Annotated in this window: 17 protein-coding genes; 8 read left to right on the forward strand and 9 right to left on the reverse strand. The window is 70.9% G+C overall.

Annotation, left to right across the window (positions count from 1 at the left end; all coding sequences use genetic code 11):
- The first annotated feature begins 32 nt into the window (after positions 1-32).
- The 4 genes from ACFVYE_RS16920 to ACFVYE_RS16935 all read left to right on the forward strand — a co-directional run bounded on the left by ACFVYE_RS16920 (position 33) and on the right by ACFVYE_RS16935 (position 4,457).
- Positions 33-1,784 carry an Ig-like domain-containing protein gene (locus ACFVYE_RS16920; protein ID WP_389606093.1) on the forward strand — a complete coding sequence of 584 codons (1,752 nt, stop codon included), beginning with the start codon at positions 33-35 and terminating at the stop codon, positions 1,782-1,784.
- Positions 1,785-1,863: 79 nt separating this feature from the next.
- Positions 1,864-2,823: a sortase gene (locus ACFVYE_RS16925; protein WP_389606095.1), complete on the forward strand. Its 960-nt coding sequence runs from the start codon at positions 1,864-1,866 to the stop codon at positions 2,821-2,823.
- Positions 2,824-2,859: 36 nt separating this feature from the next.
- On the forward strand, positions 2,860-3,735 hold the full coding sequence (pstB, locus tag ACFVYE_RS16930) for a phosphate ABC transporter ATP-binding protein PstB (RefSeq protein WP_389606097.1): 876 nt from the start codon (positions 2,860-2,862) through the stop codon (positions 3,733-3,735).
- Positions 3,732-4,457 (forward strand): hypothetical protein, encoded by a 726-nt coding sequence (locus ACFVYE_RS16935; RefSeq protein WP_389606099.1) that lies wholly within the window; start codon positions 3,732-3,734, stop codon positions 4,455-4,457. Before pstB ends, ACFVYE_RS16935 begins: the two co-directional genes overlap by 4 nt.
- A 16-nt stretch (positions 4,458-4,473) precedes the next feature.
- Here the strand turns inward: ACFVYE_RS16935 and ACFVYE_RS16940 are convergent, their stop codons facing one another.
- The 3 genes from ACFVYE_RS16940 to ACFVYE_RS16950 form a co-directional block, all read right to left on the reverse strand.
- Positions 4,474-6,114, reverse strand: a complete 1,641-nt coding sequence (locus tag ACFVYE_RS16940; RefSeq protein ID WP_383966663.1) for a phospho-sugar mutase — start codon at positions 6,112-6,114, stop codon at positions 4,474-4,476.
- Positions 6,115-6,294: 180 nt separating this feature from the next.
- Positions 6,295-7,119, reverse strand: coding sequence for a purine-nucleoside phosphorylase (locus ACFVYE_RS16945; RefSeq protein ID WP_383966660.1), 825 nt, complete (start codon positions 7,117-7,119; stop codon positions 6,295-6,297).
- 102 nt (positions 7,120-7,221) lie between these two features.
- On the reverse strand, positions 7,222-7,659 hold the full coding sequence (locus ACFVYE_RS16950) for a gamma-glutamylcyclotransferase (RefSeq protein ID WP_072486709.1): 438 nt from the start codon (positions 7,657-7,659) through the stop codon (positions 7,222-7,224).
- A gap of 260 nt (positions 7,660-7,919) precedes the next feature.
- Here ACFVYE_RS16950 and ACFVYE_RS16955 point away from each other — a divergent pair, with 260 nt between their 5' ends.
- Both ACFVYE_RS16955 and ACFVYE_RS16960 read left to right on the forward strand, forming a co-directional pair.
- Entirely contained in the window at positions 7,920-9,359 is a 1,440-nt protein-coding gene (locus ACFVYE_RS16955) for an NAD(P)H-quinone dehydrogenase (protein WP_389606101.1), read from the forward strand.
- A 186-nt stretch (positions 9,360-9,545) separates the two neighbouring features.
- Positions 9,546-10,520, forward strand: coding sequence for a DeoR/GlpR family DNA-binding transcription regulator (locus tag ACFVYE_RS16960; RefSeq protein ID WP_389606103.1), 975 nt, complete (start codon positions 9,546-9,548; stop codon positions 10,518-10,520).
- 207 nt (positions 10,521-10,727) lie between these two features.
- Here ACFVYE_RS16960 and ACFVYE_RS16965 read toward each other — a convergent pair whose 3' ends face one another.
- Both ACFVYE_RS16965 and ACFVYE_RS16970 read right to left on the reverse strand, forming a co-directional pair.
- Positions 10,728-11,327 (reverse strand): TetR/AcrR family transcriptional regulator, encoded by a 600-nt coding sequence (locus ACFVYE_RS16965; protein ID WP_389606105.1) that lies wholly within the window; start codon positions 11,325-11,327, stop codon positions 10,728-10,730.
- Positions 11,328-11,680: 353 nt separating this feature from the next.
- A complete protein-coding gene (locus ACFVYE_RS16970) occupies positions 11,681-13,435 on the reverse strand; it encodes an acetyl/propionyl/methylcrotonyl-CoA carboxylase subunit alpha (protein WP_383966648.1) in 1,755 nt (584 codons plus the stop codon).
- Positions 13,436-13,846: 411 nt separating this feature from the next.
- Between ACFVYE_RS16970 and ACFVYE_RS16975 the strand changes: the two genes are divergently transcribed.
- A complete protein-coding gene (locus ACFVYE_RS16975) occupies positions 13,847-14,296 on the forward strand; it encodes a hypothetical protein (protein ID WP_383966645.1) in 450 nt (149 codons plus the stop codon).
- 17 nt (positions 14,297-14,313) lie between these two features.
- On the opposite strand, the gene ACFVYE_RS16980 is transcribed toward ACFVYE_RS16975, so the two are convergent.
- From ACFVYE_RS16980 to ACFVYE_RS16995, 4 genes are all read right to left on the reverse strand, one after another.
- A complete protein-coding gene (locus ACFVYE_RS16980; protein ID WP_383966643.1) occupies positions 14,314-14,925 on the reverse strand; it encodes a nucleoside triphosphate pyrophosphatase in 612 nt (203 codons plus the stop codon).
- A gap of 179 nt (positions 14,926-15,104) precedes the next feature.
- Entirely contained in the window at positions 15,105-15,233 is a 129-nt protein-coding gene (gene mmpB / locus ACFVYE_RS16985) for a morphogenic membrane protein MmpB (RefSeq protein ID WP_093900106.1), read from the reverse strand.
- A 156-nt stretch (positions 15,234-15,389) separates the two neighbouring features.
- A complete protein-coding gene (locus ACFVYE_RS16990; RefSeq protein WP_383966640.1) occupies positions 15,390-15,599 on the reverse strand; it encodes an acyl-CoA carboxylase epsilon subunit in 210 nt (69 codons plus the stop codon).
- A 14-nt stretch (positions 15,600-15,613) separates the two neighbouring features.
- Entirely contained in the window at positions 15,614-17,197 is a 1,584-nt protein-coding gene (locus tag ACFVYE_RS16995) for an acyl-CoA carboxylase subunit beta (protein WP_383966637.1), read from the reverse strand.
- A gap of 133 nt (positions 17,198-17,330) precedes the next feature.
- Here ACFVYE_RS16995 and ACFVYE_RS17000 point away from each other — a divergent pair, with 133 nt between their 5' ends.
- A complete protein-coding gene (locus tag ACFVYE_RS17000; RefSeq protein WP_389606109.1) occupies positions 17,331-18,236 on the forward strand; it encodes a biotin--[acetyl-CoA-carboxylase] ligase in 906 nt (301 codons plus the stop codon).
- The last annotated feature ends 384 nt before the right edge of the window (positions 18,237-18,620 follow it).

The raw sequence follows: 18,620 nt of genomic DNA on the forward strand, positions 1-18,620 counted from the left end.
ATCGCAACCGAAATCCCGTGGGGGACATCGAGATGAACAACCGACTGGCGCAACTGAGATCACCGGTGGCGCTGTTGACATGCTGCGCGATGCTGTTCGCGGCCCTGGCCGCCGTGCTCGCGTTCTCCAGCAAAGCGCAGGCGGTCGAGTATCAACGGCTCGGCGCCTTCAGCCTGGAGCCGGACACCGGAAGCATCACCGCGGACGTCATCGCGTCGTCAGCCACAACGGACGGGCCCTGCCCTGCCGGAACCTCGACCAATGCCAACGCGACCGTGTTGCGGCTGGTCGACCCGAAAAACCCGGCCGGCAAAGCCACTGACAACAGCAGGCCGCTGGCCAAGGGGTTCAAGTCGACTCTCGACATGACCGGTGGAGCATTCACGCTCCCGCTCATTTCGACAGCCGTTCCCCCCATAGTCAAGGCGACTTCTCTGGTGACGGCGCTGCGCGGCTACAAACCCGAGGGCTCCTTGGACGGTGACTACACGCTCGTCCTGCCGTGCAATCTGGGTAGCGCGAGTCCCGATTACCTGTTCGTCAGGAAGATCCGCGTGACCGGCGACACCTGGGCCCAGATCGACCAGCAGGCCACCACCCTCGCTCTGAGCGCGAACCCCACGACGGTCTCCGTCAACCAGGACTTCGAGCTCACCGCCACGGTGTCTCCCGCCGCGGCCGGTTCCGTCGAATTCTCGGACACGGACACCTCGGGCGAAACGCCGGTCAAAAGGGTTCTCGGCACGGCTCCGGTGACCGACGGCAAGGCGGAGCTGACGGTCACGGCACCCACGACCGGTGGCGCCCATAAGTATGACGCCGCTTTCACGCCCACCGACTCCGACGCCTTCGGCGACGCACAGGTCAGCACGCCGGTAAACATCAACTACCTCGTCACCGCCAAGGACGCCGACGGCAACACCCTCGGCGACAAGCCCACCCTCTTCATCGGCCAGAAGGTGAAGGTCACGGCCCAGGGCTTCAAGCCGGGAGCCACCGTGGCGGTGAGCGTCACCGGGGGCAATGGCACCTTGGACGATGTGACCGCGAACGCCGACGGCGCCGTCGTGGACTACGCCTTCACCGTGCCCGACGCCTTGACCAATGACGAGCACCGCCTGCAGTTCAGGCAGCAGCCCAACAACGGCGCGTCTGCGGCCTTCACCTTCACCAGCACCGACGAGGACCCCTCCGCCGGCCCCAGCCCCACCGAGCCCGCCGATCTGGACGTCACCGACGAGGACGGCAACACGCTGGAGGCCAACCCGAACCTTGAGCCCGGTCAGACCGTGAAGATCACGGCTCGTGGGTACGGGGACGGTGCCGAGGTGAAGGTGACGCTCGCGGACAGTGAGACGACCTTCGACGACGCGACGGCGAACGCCGACGGCACCGTCGAGAACTACGCGTTCACCGTGCCCGAGGAGATCGAGGACGGCGATCACGTGCTGACGCTCGCCGAGGACAAGACCGACGGGCACAGCGTCGATTTCGCGTTCACGACCGGTGACGTGGCCGGCGAGAGCCCCGAGCCCAGCCCGTCCGACAGTTCCGGCGCGACCGGGGGCGGCAGCGCGGGCGCCGACACGGGCGGTACGGACGCGGGTGGCCTCTCCGGTGGCGGTGACGGCGGGAGTGGCGGCGGCTCCATGGCGGCCACCGGCGCCGAGGCCGGTGTCATCGGCCTGTCCGCGCTCGCGCTGATGTGCGCGGGTTCCGCGCTCGTCATCCGCATGCGCCGCAAGGGCCTGCTGACCTTCGGCGGCGACAGCCCCCAGCACTGACCGGGCCGGGTCCGGGGCGTTCGCCGACACGTCCCCGGACCCGCCCGTTCCACCCACCCCGCTTCGAGGAGCGCACCCCGTGACCACGCTCGCCCCGCCCACCGCCGACCCGCCCGCCGCCGAGCCGCCGCCCGCGCCGCCGCCCGACGCGCCCGCGCCCCGGCGGCCTGCCGAGGCTCCACGGCCCCCCGCCCGCCCCGGGCTCGCACTCGCCGGGGCGGCCCTGTGCGTCCTGGCCGCCGTCCTCTTCGGGTTTGCCGCGAACCTCATGATCGTCGGCCACCTGCAGCACGCGCGCGACCAGCAGACCGCGTACGACGAGCTGCGCCGCCAACTCGCCCTCGGCATCGCTCCGGTGGGCCAGCGCGACTTCGAGGGCCGGCTGCTCGAACCGGGCGTGCCCGTGGCCCTGCTGCGGATCCCGGCCCTCGGCATCAAGGAGGTCGTCGCGGAAGGGACGACCTCGGACCTGCTGATGGCGGGGCCGGGGCACCGCCGTGACACCCCGCTGCCCGGCCAGGCCGGCACGGTGGTCATCATGGGCCGCCAGTGGGCGTACGGCAGTCCCTTCAACAACCTGCACAACCTGCCCGCCGGCACCCGCTTCGAGCTGACGACCGGGCAGGGCAAGTCCGTCTACGAGGTCACGGGGATCCGCAGGGCCGGCGACGACCTGCCCGCCGCGCTCGGCCAGGGGCAGGGCCGGCTCACGCTGATCACCGCCACCGGCGCCCCGTACACGCCGAGCGGTGTGCTGCGCGTCGACGCCAAGCTGATCACGCCCGTGCAGCCCAACCCGCCGCGCGATCTGCGCGCGGGCTGGATCGCGCCGTCCGAACAGGCACTGGGCACCGACGACGGTGCCTGGCTCGCCGTCTTCCTCTGGTCCCAGGGTCTGCTCCTCATGTCCCTGCTCGCGGTGATCGCGTACCGCGTCTGGGGCCGCTGGCAGACATGGATCTGCGCGGGACCGGTCCTTGTGGCCCTGGGCCTCGCGGACTCCCGGGCCATCACCGCGCTGCTGCCGAACCTTCTCTGAACCACCCGAATCTGTACAGGAGTTGACCTCGACGCCATGTCTGCCGACACCACGGACACCACCGATACCGCCGACGCCTTCGCGGCCGACGGCTTCACGGAAACCCTCGTACAGCCGCGGGTCGTCCCCGGGCAGGGCCCCGCGACCCTCCACGCCGACGCCGTGTCCGCCTGGTTCGCCGACCACAAGGTCCTCGACCAGGTCTCGCTCACCATGCCCGCACGCCAGGTCACCGCGCTCATCGGCCCCTCCGGCTGCGGCAAGTCGACCTTCCTGCGCATCCTCAACCGCATGCACGAGCTGATCGGCTCCGCCTCGCTCGCCGGGCGCGTCCTGCTCGACGGCGAGGACATCTACGACCGGGGGCGGCGCATCACGCACGCCCGGCGCGAGATCGGGATGGTCTTCCAGAAGCCCAACCCGTTCCCCGCGATGTCCATCTACGACAACGTCCTCGCCGGGCTGAAGCTCAATGCCATCAAGGCCTCCCGCGACGGCAAGGACGAACTGGTCGAGGAGTGCCTCACCAAGGCGGGCCTGTGGAAGGAGGTCAAGGACCGGCTCCGCCAGCCCGGCGGCGCCCTGTCCGGCGGCCAGCAGCAGCGGCTGTGCATCGCCCGGTCGCTCGCGGTGCGCCCCCGGGTGCTGCTGATGGACGAGCCCTGCTCGGCGCTCGACCCGACCTCGACCCGGCGCATCGAGGAGACCATCGCCGAGCTCAGGTCCGAGGTCACGATCGTCATCGTCACGCACAACATGCAGCAGGCCGCCCGGGTCTCCGACACCTGCGCCTTCTTCCTGGCCTCGCACGGCACGCCCGGCGTGATCGTCGAGCACGGGGAGACGGACGCGATGTTCAACTCGCCGCGGGACGAGCGCACCTCGGACTATGTGAACGGGCGGTTCGGATGACAGCTCGCCGGCGCGCGGCGGCCGTGCCGGCAGCGGTGTGCGCCGCGCTGCTCGCCGGATGCGGTACGGGCCCGGCGGACCCGCAGGCGGTACGGGCTCCCGCCCCGTCGTCCGCCGGGCCGACGCCGGGCCCGCCCGCGCCCGTGCGAGCGACACCTCAGGCAACGGCAACCGCGGCCCGCAACCGGCCCCTGGTCCGTACCCCGCCCGGACCGACGGCGCGCCCCGCTCCTGCGCGGTCCGGCCCCGACCTCTCCCGCACGACCGCACCCCCACGACGGACGACCCCCGAGGCCCCGCACCCGGCCCCCACCGCAGGCGATTCCACGGCCCGCACCGGCTCGGCACGCCGCCCCCGCGTCACCACCCTGCGCATCGGCTCCTGGTCGGCGAAGGTCGTGCGGGGCGGCCAGGAGGCCGTCGACGCCTGCCGGGACGCGGTCCAGTGGGCAGGACCCGACCTCGGCACCGAGGACGGCTACAAGATGCGCACCGCCGTCGTCGTCGGCCATGACTTCTGCGGATTCCAGCAGTTCGCGACGCTGCCGGTGGGCACCGTGGCCACGGTGGAGACCCCGCGCCAGGTCCTGCGCTACAAGGTCTACGCCCGCTACCTCACGCCCGGCCGCGGCGCCCCCGCCCACGGCCTCTACTGGGGCGATCTGACGCTCCAGTCCTGCGTGGGACCGGACACCGGTTTCACGTACCTGATGCGTGAATGACGGTGCCCGCTCCCGCTCAGATGCCGGCGGCCGCCGACAGATCCCGCTTGATCCCGGCGAGCAGCTCGGCGCCCTTCGCGCGGGCGGCGGGCAGTTCGTCCGCCGAACCGACCGGCACCACGACCTCCAGGTAGCACTTCAGCTTCGGCTCGGTGCCGCTCGGGCGGACGATCACCCGGGCACCGTCGAGGTGGTAGCGCAGCCCGTCGGTGGGCGGCAGCTGCTCCGTACCCTCCGACAGGTCCTCGGCCGAGGTGACGGCGAGGCCCGCGAGTGAGGTCGGCGGGGTGACGCGCAGCCGCCGCATGGCATCCGCGATGACCGACAGGTCCTCCACCCGGACCGACAGCTGGTCGGTGGCGTGCAGCCCGTGCTCGACCGCGATGTCGTCGAGGAGATCGAGGAGCGTACGCCCCTGCTCCTTGAGCACGGAGGCCAGCTCGGCGACGAGCAGGGCGGCCGTGATGCCGTCCTTGTCGCGTACGCCTTCCGGGTCGACGCAGTAGCCGAGCGCCTCCTCGTACCCGTAGCGCAGGCCGTCGACGCGGGCGATCCACTTGAAGCCGGTCAGCGTCTCCTCGTATCCGTTGCCCGCCTTCTCGGCGATCCGGCCGAGCAGCGACGACGACACGATCGACTCGGCGAAGACGCCGGTGGCACCTCGGGCGACCAGATGAGCGGCGAGCAGCGCGCCGACCTCGTCGCCGCGCAGCATCCGCCAGCCGCCGTCCACGGTGGCGTCCGGCACGGCCACGGCGCAGCGGTCGGCGTCCGGGTCGTTGGCGATGACGATGTCCGGGTTCGCGCGCCGGGCGGTGGCGAAGGCGAGATCCATCGCGCCGGGCTCTTCCGGGTTGGGGAAGGCGACGGTGGGGAACGCAGGGTCGGGCTCGGCCTGTTCGGCGACCAGCACGGGCGTGGGGAACCCGGCGCGGGCGAAGGCGGCCGTCAGGACGGACGTGCCGACGCCGTGCATGGCGGTGTACACGACCTGGGCGGTCCGCGGGGTTGCCGCGTCCAACACCGCGTCCGTACGGGCCAGGTAGGCGTCCAGGACCTCGTCGTCGAGGATCTCCCAGCCGCTCTCCGGCCGGTCGACGCCGGCCAGCGGGCCGACCGCGGCGATCGCGTCGGCGATCTCGCCGTCCGCCGGCGGGACGATCTGGGAGCCGTCGCCGAGGTAGACCTTGTAGCCGTTGTCGCGCGGTGGATTGTGGCTGGCGGTCACCTCGACGCCCGCGACGGCGCCCAGGTGCCGTATGGCGTATGCCAGCACAGGAGTGGGGAGCGGGCGGGGGAGTACCGCCGCGCGCAGGCCCGCGCCGGTCATCACGGCCGCGGTGTCCCGGGCGAAGTCGGCGGACTTGTAGCGGGCGTCGTACCCGATGACGACCAGGCCGCCGGTCTGCCCCTGCGCCTTCAGATACGCGGCGAGCCCGGCGGCGGCACGGATGACGACAGCACGGTTCATCCGCATCGGTCCGGCCCCCAGCTCGCCGCGGAGCCCGGCGGTTCCGAACTGCAGTGTGCCGGCGAACCGTGCGGCGAGCTCGTCGAGGTCCTCGGTGTCGATGAGCTTGCCGAGCTCGTCACGGGTCTCGGGATCGGGGTCCTCCGCGAGCCACGCCCTGGCCTGTGCGATGAGGTCCTGCTGCACGGTGTCCGCCTTTCTGCGGGGTGGGGTGGGTTACGGGGGCGCTGCCCCCGGACCCTCGCTCCTCGATCGCCGGAGGGGCTTGCTTTTCGGCTTCGACGGCGAGGCGCGGGGCCCGGGGCGGAGCCCCGGTTCGGGAAGGTGCGGGCAGGGGAAACCGCCCGCCGCAGGCGCGACGCCCGCTCAGATGCGGTCCAGCACCCGCGCCAGCAAAGACCCCATCCGGGTCGCCGAGTCCCGCCCCGCCTGCAGCACCTCTTCATGGTTGAGCGGCTCCCCGCTCAGCCCCGCCGCCAGGTTCGTGACCAGCGAAATGCCCAGCACCTCGGCCCCCGCCTCCCGTGCGGCGATCGCCTCCAGCACGGTGGACATGCCGACCAGGTCGCCGCCCATGACACGGACCATGTTGATCTCGGCCGGGGTCTCGTAGTGCGGACCGGGGAACTGCACGTACACACCCTCTTCGAGGGTCTCGTCGACCTCCTTGCACAGCGCGCGCAGCCGCGGCGAGTACAGGTCGGTCAGGTCGACGAAGTTGGCGCCGATGATGGGGGACGCAGCGGTCAGGTTGATGTGGTCGCTGATCAGGACCGGCTGCCCGGGGCGCATGCCCTCGCGCAGACCGCCGCAGCCGTTCGTCAGGACGACGGTCTTGCAGCCGGCGGCGACGGCGGTCCGCACCCCGTGCGCGACGGCGGCGACGCCGCGGCCCTCGTAGAAGTGCGTGCGGCCGAGGAAGACCAGGGCGCGCTTCTCGCCGATCCGGTACGAGCGGATCGTGCCGCCGTGCCCCTGCACGGCGGGCGCCGGGAAACCGGGCAGGTCGGTCACCGGGAACTCGGCCTCCGGAGTGCCGAGCGCATCGCCCGCAGGTGCCCAGCCGGAACCCATCACGAGCGCGACGTCGTGGGTCTCGGCACCGGTCAGCTCGCGCAGGCGGGCGGCGGCGTCGGCGGCGGCGGCGTGCGGGTCGCCCTGGATGTTGTCCGGAATAACTGATGCGTTCACGCGGATGAGGGTAGCCGGTGATTCCCTACGCGCGTAGATGCCCATGCATAGAGTCTGCACACGCTTCCTCGTACATTCACACAAAAGCGCTGGTCCGGCGGGTCAGCAGGGACGCTTGCGCAGTTCCATCACATAGTCGTGCGGCGCGCCCGCGGACTCCGCGGCGTCCGCGATCTCGCCCAGATAGCGGGCGGACGGCAGCCCGCCCTCGTACCCGTTCAGCACATACATCCAGGCCGGCTCCTCGCCGTCCAGGGTGTGCACACGCACCCGCATCCGCCGGTAGATGTCGAGGCCGACGCCCTCCCACCGGTCCATGGAGTCCTCGTCCATCGGTGCCAGGTCGTAAAGCGCCACGAAGACCTGGGAACGGGGGGCCTCCACCACCGTGGCGAGCGCGCCCTCCCAGCCCATCTGCTCCCCGCCGAAGGTCAGCCGCCAGCCATTGAGCCAGCCGGTGCCGCGCAGCGGGGAATGCGGTGCGCGGCGCGTCATCAGCCGCGCGTCGAGGTTGCCGGCGTACGCGGCGTAGAGCGACATGGGGTCGAGGGTACGGGAGGCGGTGGGCGGAACGTCGATTCCTGTGAGGAAGACCCCTTACGGGGTTCCGTGCAGTGTTCCGCTCACCGTCCCGGAACCCCGTCGCACACGCCCCGGCGCACGTATGGAGGGCCCCGGGGCGAAGCACCTTGGCGCGTGCGGGACAATGAAGTACGTACTGCATTCCCCGGGGCGACCCCCCGGACCCCCGGCCGGGGCAGCAGACGGCCGCGGGATGACACACGCGAGGCGGACTTTTCGTGACCCGGATCGTGATCATCGGCGGCGGACCCGGCGGGTACGAGGCGGCATTGGTGGGCGCCCAGCTCGGCGCGGAGGTGACCGTCGTCGACTGCGACGGCCTCGGCGGCGCGTCCGTGCTCACCGACTGCGTGCCTTCGAAGACCCTGATCGCGACGGCAGAGGTGATGACCACCTTCGACTCTTCGTACGAGGAGTTGGGCATCATCGTCGCGGACGACACGCCGCACATCGAGCAGGCGGCCCGTGTCGTCGGCGTCGACCTCGGCAAGGTCAACCGGCGCGTGAAGCGCCTGGCGCTCGCCCAGTCCCACGACATCACCGCCTCCGTCACCCGTGCGGGCGCGCGCGTGATGCGCGGCCGCGGCCGCCTCAAGGGCCTCCAGGCCGCCGACGGCTCCCGCACGGTCGTCGTGACCGCCGCCGACGGTACGGAGGAGACGCTCACCGCCGACGCCGTACTGATCGCGACCGGTGGCCACCCGCGAGAGATTCCGGATGCGCTTCCCGACGGCGAGCGCATCCTGAACTGGACCCAGGTCTACGACCTCGACGAGCTCCCCGAGGAGCTCATCGTGGTCGGCTCCGGCGTGACGGGTGCCGAGTTCGCGGGCGCGTACCAGGCGCTCGGCTCACGCGTCACCCTCGTCTCGTCCCGTGACCGGGTACTGCCGGGTGAGGACCCGGACGCGGCCGCTGTCCTGGAGGACGTCTTCCGGCGCCGCGGCATGAACGTCATGGCCCGCTCCCGCGCCCAGGCCGCGAAGCGCGTCGGCGACCGGGTCGAGGTCACCCTCGCCGACGGCCGGGTCATCTCCGGTTCGCACTGCCTGATGGCGGTCGGCGCGATCCCGAACAGCGCGGGCATGGGGCTGGAGGAGGCCGGGGTCAGGCTCAAGGAGTCCGGCCACATCTGGACCGACAAGGTCTCCCGCACCAGCGCCCCCGGTGTCTACGCGGCCGGTGACGTCACCGGGATCTTCGCCCTCGCCTCGGTCGCCGCCATGCAGGGCCGGATCGCGATGTACCACTTCCTCGGTGACGCGGTGGCCCCGCTGAACCTGAAGACGGTCTCCTCGAACGTCTTCACCGACCCCGAGATCGCCACCGTCGGCTACAGCCAGGCCGACGTCGACTCCGGCAAGATAGACGCCCGGGTGGTCAAGCTGCCGCTGCTGCGCAACCCGCGCGCCAAGATGCAGGGCATCCGCGACGGCTTCGTCAAGATCTTCTGCCGGCCCGGCACCGGCATCGTGGTCGGCGGCTGTGTCGTCGCGCCGCGGGCGAGCGAGTTGATCCACCCCATCTCGATCGCGGTCGACAACAATCTGACGGTGGAACAGATCGCAAACGCTTTCACTGTGTATCCGTCCCTGTCGGGATCGATCGCGGAAGTGGCCCGTCAGTTGCACACCCGTAAGCTCACGGGCGAGGCGTAAGCACCTTCGGGAACCCGGCAATCCCCGGCAACTCCCGGCAACTCAGGCGGTCGGGCGACTGTCTGGCGATCAGTACGGAACAACAACGGGGCCGCCTATACCACTTGGCGGCCCCTTGTATGTACAACTTCTGTTATTCGGCGCAAACTGCTGAAAACACTCGAGCGTCACGTTACTGTCAGTTTCGTGTTCGCTGCAGAACGTCGTCAGTTGATCCTCGAAATGGTGCGTGCCAACGGGGCGGTATCGCTCCGTGAGCTCGCCCGCGTCGTCCAGACCTCCGAAGTGACCGTACGGCGGGACGTGCGGGCGCTGGAGGCAGAAGGACTCCTCGACCGCCGGCACGGCGGTGCGGTTTTGCCGGGCGGTTTTACGCGGGAGTCCGGCTTTCCGCAGAAATCCCATCTCGCCACCGCCGAGAAGACGGCCATCGCCGACCTGGCCGCCGGTCTCGTCGAAGAGGGTGAGGCCATCGTCGTCGGTGCCGGTACGACCACGCAGGAGCTGGCCCGTCGGCTCGCGCGGATCCCCGGCCTGACCGTCGTCACCAACTCGCTGCTGGTCGCCCAGGCGTTGGCCCATGCCAACCGGGTGGAAGTGGTGATGACCGGCGGCACCCTGCGCGGCTCCAACTACGCCCTGGTGGGCAGTGGGGCCGAGCAGTCCCTCCAGGGGCTGCGGGTCTCGCGCGCGTTCCTCTCCGGGAGCGGGCTCACCGCGGAACGCGGCCTCTCCACGTCCAACATGCTCTCCGCGAGCGTGGACCGCGCCCTGGTGCAGGCCGCGGCGGAGGTGGTGGTCCTGGCGGACCACACCAAGCTCGGCTCCGACACCATGTTCCAGACGGTGCCGACGGATCTCATCACCCGTCTGGTGACGGACGAACCGCCCGGCCACGACGACCGTGCCGCCACCGAACTGCAGGCCCTTGCCGACCAGGGGGTGCAGATCGCGGTGGCCGGCGCCGGAAACGGCCCCGCACCGGCCGAGGCCCTTCCGCCGGGCCGTCAGACCCGCCGCGACATGCCACTGCCCGGGCAGCGCCGTACACGCGGGGGTGGCCCCGGGGGGCCCGGCCCGCAGCCGCTGCGGAGCGCTGCGGTACTGGCGGAACAGGGGCAGGGGGACCGCGCGAGAGTGGCGGATCTGCGACGCCGGTAGCGGGCGGGGGTTACTCCTCGCAGACCCGCCCTTCCCGGACCGGGGTGGAGCCCCTGGTTGTTGTTCCAGCCCGTCCGGCGACTGAGGACCGGGCCCGGGGCGGCGCCCCGGTTCGGGAAGGGGCGGGTAGGGGAACAGGCCCCGCGCAGCGGACCCGCGGCGCCCACGGCCACCCGCGCCGCACACAGCCGCACGTACCCGCACTCCTCAACCCCCCTCCGCGTTCGGCCCCTTCAGCCCCTGCAGGGTCAGCGTCAGCAGCCGTCCCGCCAACTCCGGATCGTCCGGCGACTGCTCCGCGGCCAGCGCGATCGCGTTCGTCAGCTGCATCAGGTCGTCGATGGACACATCCGCCCGCACGGCCCCACTCGACTGCGCCCGCGCCAGCAGCACCGCCCCCGCCTCGCGCAGCGGCACATTGCACTGCGAAAGTGCCGAAGTCTCGTCCCGTGACGTCGACATGAGCGCCTGGGCGAGCCCGCGGTACTCACCCGCATGAGTGATGATCGCGCCCAGCCACTCCACCAGGCCCCCGCACGGATGCTCCGCCCCCGCGAGTTCACGGGAACGGGTGATCAGGGAGGTGAGGGCCTCCTGGAAGACGGCGTTCATCAGCGCGTGCCGGTTCGGGAAGTGCCGGTACAGCGTGCCGATCCCCACGCCCGCACGTCGCGCGATGTCCTCCAGGGACGCATCGGTGCCGTGTTCCGCGAAGGCGGTACGGGCCTCACCCAGCAGCCGGTCGTAATTGCGGCGCGCGTCGGCACGCATGGGCCGGGCCGGCGTCTGTGCCGTGCTCATCGCCATCGCGCAGTCCTCCCTCGTTTCCGCCCCAGGGTCCAGGATGCCATTGCACATCCGGAGGGTGCCTCTGTGACGTTTCGGAGTTAACCTCCGTTTACGCCCTGGGCCTTGCCACGCTGGTGACGGTGTACGGGCCGCGGTCCGGGCGGCGGATCTGCCGGGGCCGGACGGGATGGTCGAGGGCTGCTCGACCGGGGCGGGCTTCCTGGCGCCGGCCCTGATCCTGCTGCTCGCCACGAGGACGGCCGCCGCGCCACCCGCCGGGGAGTGACGCACGCCGCCGAACGACCGACCGGGGCCCCTGCGGAGCCGTACGACTTCGCAGGGGCCCCGGCAGAACGTCGGGTACCGCTCGATCAGTCCTTGATCTCGCAGATCACGGCGCCGGAGGAGACCGAGCTGCCGACCTCGGCGGCGAGTCCCTTGATGGTGCCGGCGCGGTGCGCGTTCAGCGGCTGCTCCATCTTCATGGCCTCCAGGACGACGATGAGGTCGCCCTCGCTGACCTGCTGGCCCTCCTCGACGGCGATCTTGACGATGGTGCCCTGCATCGGGGACGCCAGGGTGTCGCCGGAGACCGCGGAGCCGCTCTTCTTCGCCGCGCGGCGCTTGGGCTTGGCGCCCGCCGCGAGCCCGGTACGGGCCAGGCTCATGCCCAGCGACGAGGGCAGCGAGACCTCAAGACGCTTGCCGCCGACCTCGACGACGACGGTCTCGCGGCCGGTCTCCTCCTCCGCTTCCGTATCGGCGGTGGCGGTGAAGGGCTTGATGTCGTTGACGAACTCGGTCTCGATCCACCGGGTGTGGACCTGGAACGGGTCGCTGGTGAAAGCCGGGTCGATGACGACCGCACGGTGGAACGGGATGGCGGTGGCCATGCCCTCGACATTGAACTCGGCCAGCGCGCGCGCCGCCCGCTGCAGCGCCTGCTCACGGGTCGCACCGGTCACGATGAGCTTCGCCAGGAGCGAGTCCCAGGCGGGGCCGATGACGGAACCGGACTCCACGCCCGCGTCGAGGCGGACACCGGGGCCGGTCGGCGGGGCGAACGTGGTCACCGTGCCCGGGGCGGGCAGGAAGCCGCGGCCCGGGTCCTCGCCGTTGATCCGGAACTCGAAGGAGTGCCCGCGCACGGCCGGGTCGTCGTAGCCGAGCTTCTCGCCGTCCGCGATGCGGAACATCTCGCGTACGAGGTCGAGGCCGGTGACCTCCTCGGTGACCGGGTGCTCGACCTGGAGGCGGGTGTTGACCTCCAGGAACGAGATGGTGCCGTCCGTGCCGACGAGGAACTCCACGGTGCCCGCACCGACGTAACCGGCCTCCTTGAGGATGGCCTTCGATGCCGCGTACAGCTCCGCGTTCTGAGCCTCGGAGAGGAACGGCGCGGGGGCCTCCTCGACCAGCTTCTGGTGGCGGCGCTGGAGCGAGCAGTCACGGGTGGAGACGACGACGACGTTGCCGTGGCTGTCGGCCAGGCACTGCGTCTCGACGTGGCGCGGCCTGTCGAGGTAGCGCTCCACGAAGCACTCCCCGCGGCCGAACGCCGCGACGGCCTCACGGACCGCGGAGTCGTACAGCTCCGGGATCTCCTCCAGCGTGCGCGCCACCTTCAGCCCGCGACCGCCACCACCGAAGGCGGCCTTGATCGCGATCGGCAGCCCGTGCTCCTTCGCGAACGCCACGACCTCGGCGGAGCCCTCGACCGGGTCCGGCGTACCGGCCACCAGCGGGGCACCGGCGCGCTGCGCGATGTGTCGGGCGGCGACCTTGTCACCGAGGTCCCGGATCGCCTGCGGCGGCGGGCCGATCCAGGTCAGACCCGCGTCGATGACGGCCTGGGCGAATTCGGCGTTCTCCGACAGGAAGCCGTATCCCGGGTGGATCGCGTCCGCCCCGGAGTCCTTGGCAGCCTGGAGCACCTTGGCCATGTCCAGGTAGCTGGCGGCCGGGGTGTCACCGCCCAGAGCGAATGCCTCGTCGGCCGCACGTACATGCAGAGCGTCGCGGTCCGGGTCGGCGTAGACGGCCACGCTCCCGATTCCGGCATCCCGGCATGCCCGAGCAACGCGGACAGCAATTTCGCCACGGTTGGCGATGAGCACCTTGCGCACGATGGCTCCCTCCTTGAAACAAGCTGAGTTTAGGGACTACCGACACGGCCCTACGACCCGTCCCCATTGGTGAGCTTGCCCACACGGAGTGTGATTCGAGGCTTGCTCAAGTCGCGAAATCCCTTGTGACACCACGGTACGCCGGGATTCATGACCGCACAGTAGCCACGAGGTGTGGTCCAGGTCTCTGTTGGTGCAAGCAGCCACGCACGGCGTTTCTTTGTCGAGTCCCCACTAACGGGCGAACGATTCTTTGCCCGACGCACGAGAGGCACGACAAGGGGGGCGCGAGGAGAGCGCGCGGGTGCGCCTCGGGGGTACGGGGTGAGAGTGAAGGCCGTCCGGACCCTTGTCCGGAGCGTTACCCGTTAGTAGGGTCCGCGCTATCGCACGTACTGCAGGTAACAGGGGGTGAGCACCGTGGTGCGCAGACCGGTGGCGTTCGTGACGGCGATCGTGCTGTTCGTGGAGGCCGTGGGCATCGTGGTCATCAACGGCATCCTGGCGACCGTCGTCAAGAACCAGGACATGTCACTGGCCGGGCTGGAGTCCGCAGCCATGTCCAACGGCACATGGGTGATGGGCGGAGTCTTCGGCCTGTATCTGCTGCTGTGCGGGCTGGTCCTCCTGCTGGCCGGCATCCGCGACCGGGCCCCCGGCCGTGTCGGCCGCATCGCCCTCATCACCTGCGCCGTGGTGCACGGGGTGCTGGGCGCGCTGACGGTGGGGCTGGTCGGCTGGACCGCGTTCGCGTGTCTGATGGTGGTGCTCGGGCTGATCGTGCTGGCGCTGGTGGCGTACGGCCCCGAGGCCGACCGGCCCACGGACGACGCCGAACCCAGCGCTCCGGCCACGGCCTGACGCAGAACGGGTCCGGCTCAGACCCACAGCTCGGTCACGGAGATCCCCAGCTCGCCCAGCAGCCGGCGCAGCAGCGGCAGCGAGAGCCCGATGACATTGCCGTGGTCGCCCTCGATGGAGTCGACGAACGGCGCCGAACGGCCGTCCAGCGTGAAGGCGCCCGCCACGTGGAGCGGCTCGCCCGAGGCCACGTAGGCGGCGATCTCGGCGTCCGTCGGTTCGCCGAAGCGAACGGTCGTGGAGGCGGTCGCCGAGGCCGTACGTCCGGTCGCGGTGTCGATCACGCTGTGGCCGGTCTGCAGCACACCGGCCCGGCCGCGCATGGACTTCCAGCGGGCGATGGCCTCCTCGCTGTCGGCCGGCTTGCCGAGCGCCTCGCCGTCGAGTTCGAGCACCGAGTCGCACCCGATGACCAGGGCACCCGCCGCCTCCGGCCGGCCGGCCACCGCGGCGGCCTTGGCCTCGGCGAGAACGAGTGCCAGCTCGGCCGGCGTCGGGGCGCTCAGCGCGTCCTCGTCCACCCCGCTGACGATCACCTCGGGCGCGAATCCGGCCTGCCGCAGGAGGCCGAGACGGGCGGGGGAGGCGGAGGCGAGCACGAGACGGCGCTGATCAGTCATACGCGCCATCGTAGAAGGGGCGGGCCGGCATCCGGCCCGCCCGGACGGATTTCAGCCCGTCCGGCGTTCGAGGACCGGGGTCAGGGGCGGAGCCCCCCACACGGCCGAACCGCACATCGACGCAGCCGGGAAGGGACGGGCAGGGGAACAAACCCCGCGCAGCGGCCACCCCACCCCCACCGCACCCCTCACCGTGTCCCGAGCACGAACATCGCGACCACCATCGCGAGCGCAAGCACCAGCCCCGCGCGCCGCATCATGTCCTGGGCGTCGCGCAGTTCCTTCGGCGGCTTGTTCTCCGGGTCGGACCACAGCATGGGACCGATCTTGCTGCGGGGGCGGATGCCGCGCCTGAGTACAGGTACTCAGCCGCTCTGGTGCGTACGGACCAGATCGCGCCCGGACGCACCGGAGGTCCGGACCCCAAAGGGGCCCGGACATCCGAAAACGTGCGCGAACAGGTACTCCTGCGACTACCCGGGCCAGTACGTCCGCGCCCAGGCTCGCGGCCCCGGCAGACGGCGCTCGCGTCGGACGATACGCCCCGGGTCGGACCACTGGCCGGGCAGCGTCGGCGCGCCGGACGACGCATCGGACGCCGTCGCCGCGGCACGCGCCCGGACCACCGCCAGTGCGGCAGCCAGCTCCTCAGGGGTCGGGTTGCCCCGTACGACCTTGATCATGGCCAGGACCCTTTCTAGAGGGGGATGTTGCCGTGCTTCTTCGGAGGCAGCGACTCCCGCTTCGTGCGCAGCTGGCGCAGCCCCTTCACGATGTGGGCGCGGGTCTCGGAGGGCATGATCACCGCGTCGACGTAGCCGCGTTCGGCCGCCACGTACGGGTTGAGCAGCGTGTCCTCGTAGTCGGCGATCAGCTCGGCGCGGGTTGCTTCCTGATCCTCCGCGGCGGCGATGGTGCGGCGGTGCAGGATGTTCACGGCGCCCTGCGCGCCCATCACGGCGATCTGCGCGGTCGGCCAGGCGACGTTGATGTCGGCGCCCAGGTGCTTGGAGCCCATGACGTCGTACGCGCCGCCGAAGGCCTTGCGGGTGATCACCGTGATCAGCGGGACGGTCGCTTCCGCGTAGGCGTAGATCAGCTTTGCGCCGCGGCGGATGATGCCGCCGTACTCCTGGTCGACGCCGGGCAGGAAGCCGGGGACGTCGACGAAGGTCAGGACGGGCACGTTGAAGGCGTCGCAGGTGCGGACGAACCGTGCCGCCTTCTCGCTCGCGTTGATGTCCAGGCAGCCGGCGAACTGCATCGGCTGGTTGGCGACGATGCCGACCGGGTAGCCCTCGACACGCCCGAAGCCGGTGATGATGTTCGGCGCGAACAGGGACTGGGTCTCCAGGAATTCGCCGTCGTCCAGCACGTGTTCGATGGCGGTGTGCATGTCGTACGGCTGGTTCGCCGAGTCCGGGATGAGGGTGTCGAGTTCGCGGTCCTCGTCGGTGGTGGCGAGTTCCGCCTCCTCCGGGAAGGCCGGTGCTTCGGAAAGATTGTTCGACGGGAGGTACGACAGCAGCGACTTGACGTACTCGATGGCGTCCTTCTCGTCGCCCGCCATGTGATGCGCCACACCCGAAGTGGTGTTGTGGGTGCGGGCTCCGCCGAGTTCCTCGAAGCCGACGTCCTCGCCGGTGACGGTCTTGATGACGTCGGGGCCGGTGATGAACATGTGGGAGGTCTGGTCGACCATGACGGTGAAGTCGGTGATCGCGGGGGAGTAGACCGCGCCGCCCGCGCACGGTCCGACGATCAGCGAGATCTGCGGGACGACGCCCGAGGCGTGCACATTGCGGCGGAAGATCTCGGCGAACAGGCCGAGCGCCACCACACCCTCCTGGATGCGTGCGCCGCCGCCGTCGTTGATGCCGATGACCGGACAGCCGGTCTTCAGCGCGAAGTCCATCACCTTGACGATTTTCTCACCGTAGACCTCGCCGAGCGAGCCCCCGAAGATGGTGAAGTCCTGCGAGTACACGCAGACGGGGCGGCCGTCGACCGTGCCGTAGCCGGTGACGACGCCGTCTCCGTAGGGGCGGTTCTTCTCGATGCCGAAGTTGGTGGAGCGGTGCCGGGCGAATTCGTCGAGCTCCACGAAGGAGCCCTCGTCGAGCAGCAGGTCGATCCGCTCGCGGGCGGTCAACTTGCCCTTCGCATGCTGCTTCTCGACCGCGCGCTCGGAGCCCGCGTGCGTTGCTTCGTCGATACGGCGCTGCAGGTCCGCGATCTTGCCCGCGGTGGTGTGGATGTCGATCTCTTCCGGCTCGGACATCGGGTGGCGGCTCCCTGCCTGGTCACGGGGACGACTGTGCTGCTGATCAGGTACTGAACACCTACTGATCCGTAGCGTATCGGCGTGGATACGGTTCGGCAGTGCGTCGTTTGCCACACCTAGTCTGGCTTGCATGACACCTTCGGATGCGTCTCACAGCCGCTGGTCGGACCTGGACCGACCGCCCCTGAACGTGCCCGCGCTGCGCCGCGGGCTGCTGCGGCCGGGCGGACTGTGGACCTCGCTCGACGTCGTGGAGACCACCGGGTCCACCAACTCCGACCTTGCCGGGCGAGCGGCGGCGGGGCTCGCAGGCGGCGCCGTGCTGGTCGCCGAGGAACAGACCGCGGGCCGCGGCCGCCTCGACCGCACATGGACGGCTCCGGCCCGTTCGGGCCTGTTCTTCTCCGTCTTCCTGACGCCGGGCGATGTCCCTGTCCACCGGTGGGGCTGGCTGCCGCTGCTCACCGGCGTCGCGGCGGCGACGGGTCTGGCCCGTGCGGCGGGCGTCGACATGTCCCTCAAATGGCCCAACGACCTCATTGTGAAGATTCCCAAGGACTCCGACCGGCTCCGTCCAGGGGAGACCCCACTGGACGAGGAGCGCAAGACGGGCGGCATCCTGGCCGAGCGTGCCGGGGACGGCGTCGTCGTGGGCATCGGCCTCAACGTGTCCCTGCGCGCCGACGAACTCCCCGCCCCCACGGCCGGCTCGCTGGCCCTGGCCGGGGCGGTCTCCACCGACCGCGAGACGCTGCTGCGGGGCGTACTGCGCTCGCTGGAGCACTGGTACGGCCAGTGGCGCGCGGCGGACGGCGACGCGGCGGCGAGCGGCCTGCAGGAGGCGTACGCGGCGGGCTGCGCGACGCTCGGCCGGACGGTACGTGCCCAGCTGCCCGGCGACCGCACGCTCACCGGCGAGGCCGTGGCGATCGACGGCGACGGCCGACTGATCCTGTCCACCGGCGACGGCCTCCAGGAGCCCGTATCGGCGGGCGACATCGTGCACCTGCGGGGCGTCGGCGGCGGCCTGACGTGAGGCAGCGGCGGTCGTGCAAGGCCGCCCTCCGCCTCACCCGGACACGTACCGGGGCAACGTCCGCCGTGCGTGCGGGGCCGCGGTGTGTCTACGCCCGCCCTCCACCTCCGACCTGCCTCGACACGTACCGGGGGCGTGAGACCGTGCCCTCCTGGAAACCCACCACCGGGCGCAACCACCCACGCCCCCGGCCCACCCAGGAACATTCCGGGATGACTTCATGAGCCGTTGCCCTCCTGGAAACCCACCGTCGGGCGCAACCACCCACGCCCCCGGCCCACCCAGGAACATTCCGGGATGACTTAGCGACGTGAGCCACGGCACACCTGCCGTATCGTTGAGGCGATCCACCGACAGATCGGCAGGGCAGTGCGCAGGGAACGG

Source organism: Streptomyces sp. NPDC058239 (assembly GCF_042882185.1).
Taxonomy (GTDB): Bacteria; Actinomycetota; Actinomycetes; order Streptomycetales; family Streptomycetaceae; genus Streptomyces.

Bases quoted from the DNA above. Each gene is read 5' to 3' on its own strand.
- ACFVYE_RS16950 (WP_072486709.1), bottom strand. From the start codon at position 7,659: ATGTCGCTCTACGCCGCGTACGCCGGCAACCTCGACGCGCGGCTGATG.
- ACFVYE_RS17000 (WP_389606109.1), top strand. From the start codon at position 17,331: ATGACACCTTCGGATGCGTCTCACAGCCGCTGGTCGGACCTGGACCGA.
- ACFVYE_RS16935 (WP_389606099.1), top strand. From the start codon at position 3,732: ATGACAGCTCGCCGGCGCGCGGCGGCCGTGCCGGCAGCGGTGTGCGCC.
- mmpB (WP_093900106.1), bottom strand. From the start codon at position 15,233: ATGCTGTGGTCCGACCCGGAGAACAAGCCGCCGAAGGAACTGCGCGAC.
- ACFVYE_RS16995 (WP_383966637.1), bottom strand. From the start codon at position 17,197: ATGTCCGAGCCGGAAGAGATCGACATCCACACCACCGCGGGCAAGATC.
- ACFVYE_RS16980 (WP_383966643.1), bottom strand. From the start codon at position 14,925: ATGGCGCGTATGACTGATCAGCGCCGTCTCGTGCTCGCCTCCGCCTCC.
- pstB (WP_389606097.1), top strand. From the start codon at position 2,860: ATGTCTGCCGACACCACGGACACCACCGATACCGCCGACGCCTTCGCG.
- ACFVYE_RS16920 (WP_389606093.1), top strand. From the start codon at position 33: ATGAACAACCGACTGGCGCAACTGAGATCACCGGTGGCGCTGTTGACA.
- ACFVYE_RS16965 (WP_389606105.1), bottom strand. From the start codon at position 11,327: ATGGCGATGAGCACGGCACAGACGCCGGCCCGGCCCATGCGTGCCGAC.
- ACFVYE_RS16990 (WP_383966640.1), bottom strand. From the start codon at position 15,599: ATGATCAAGGTCGTACGGGGCAACCCGACCCCTGAGGAGCTGGCTGCC.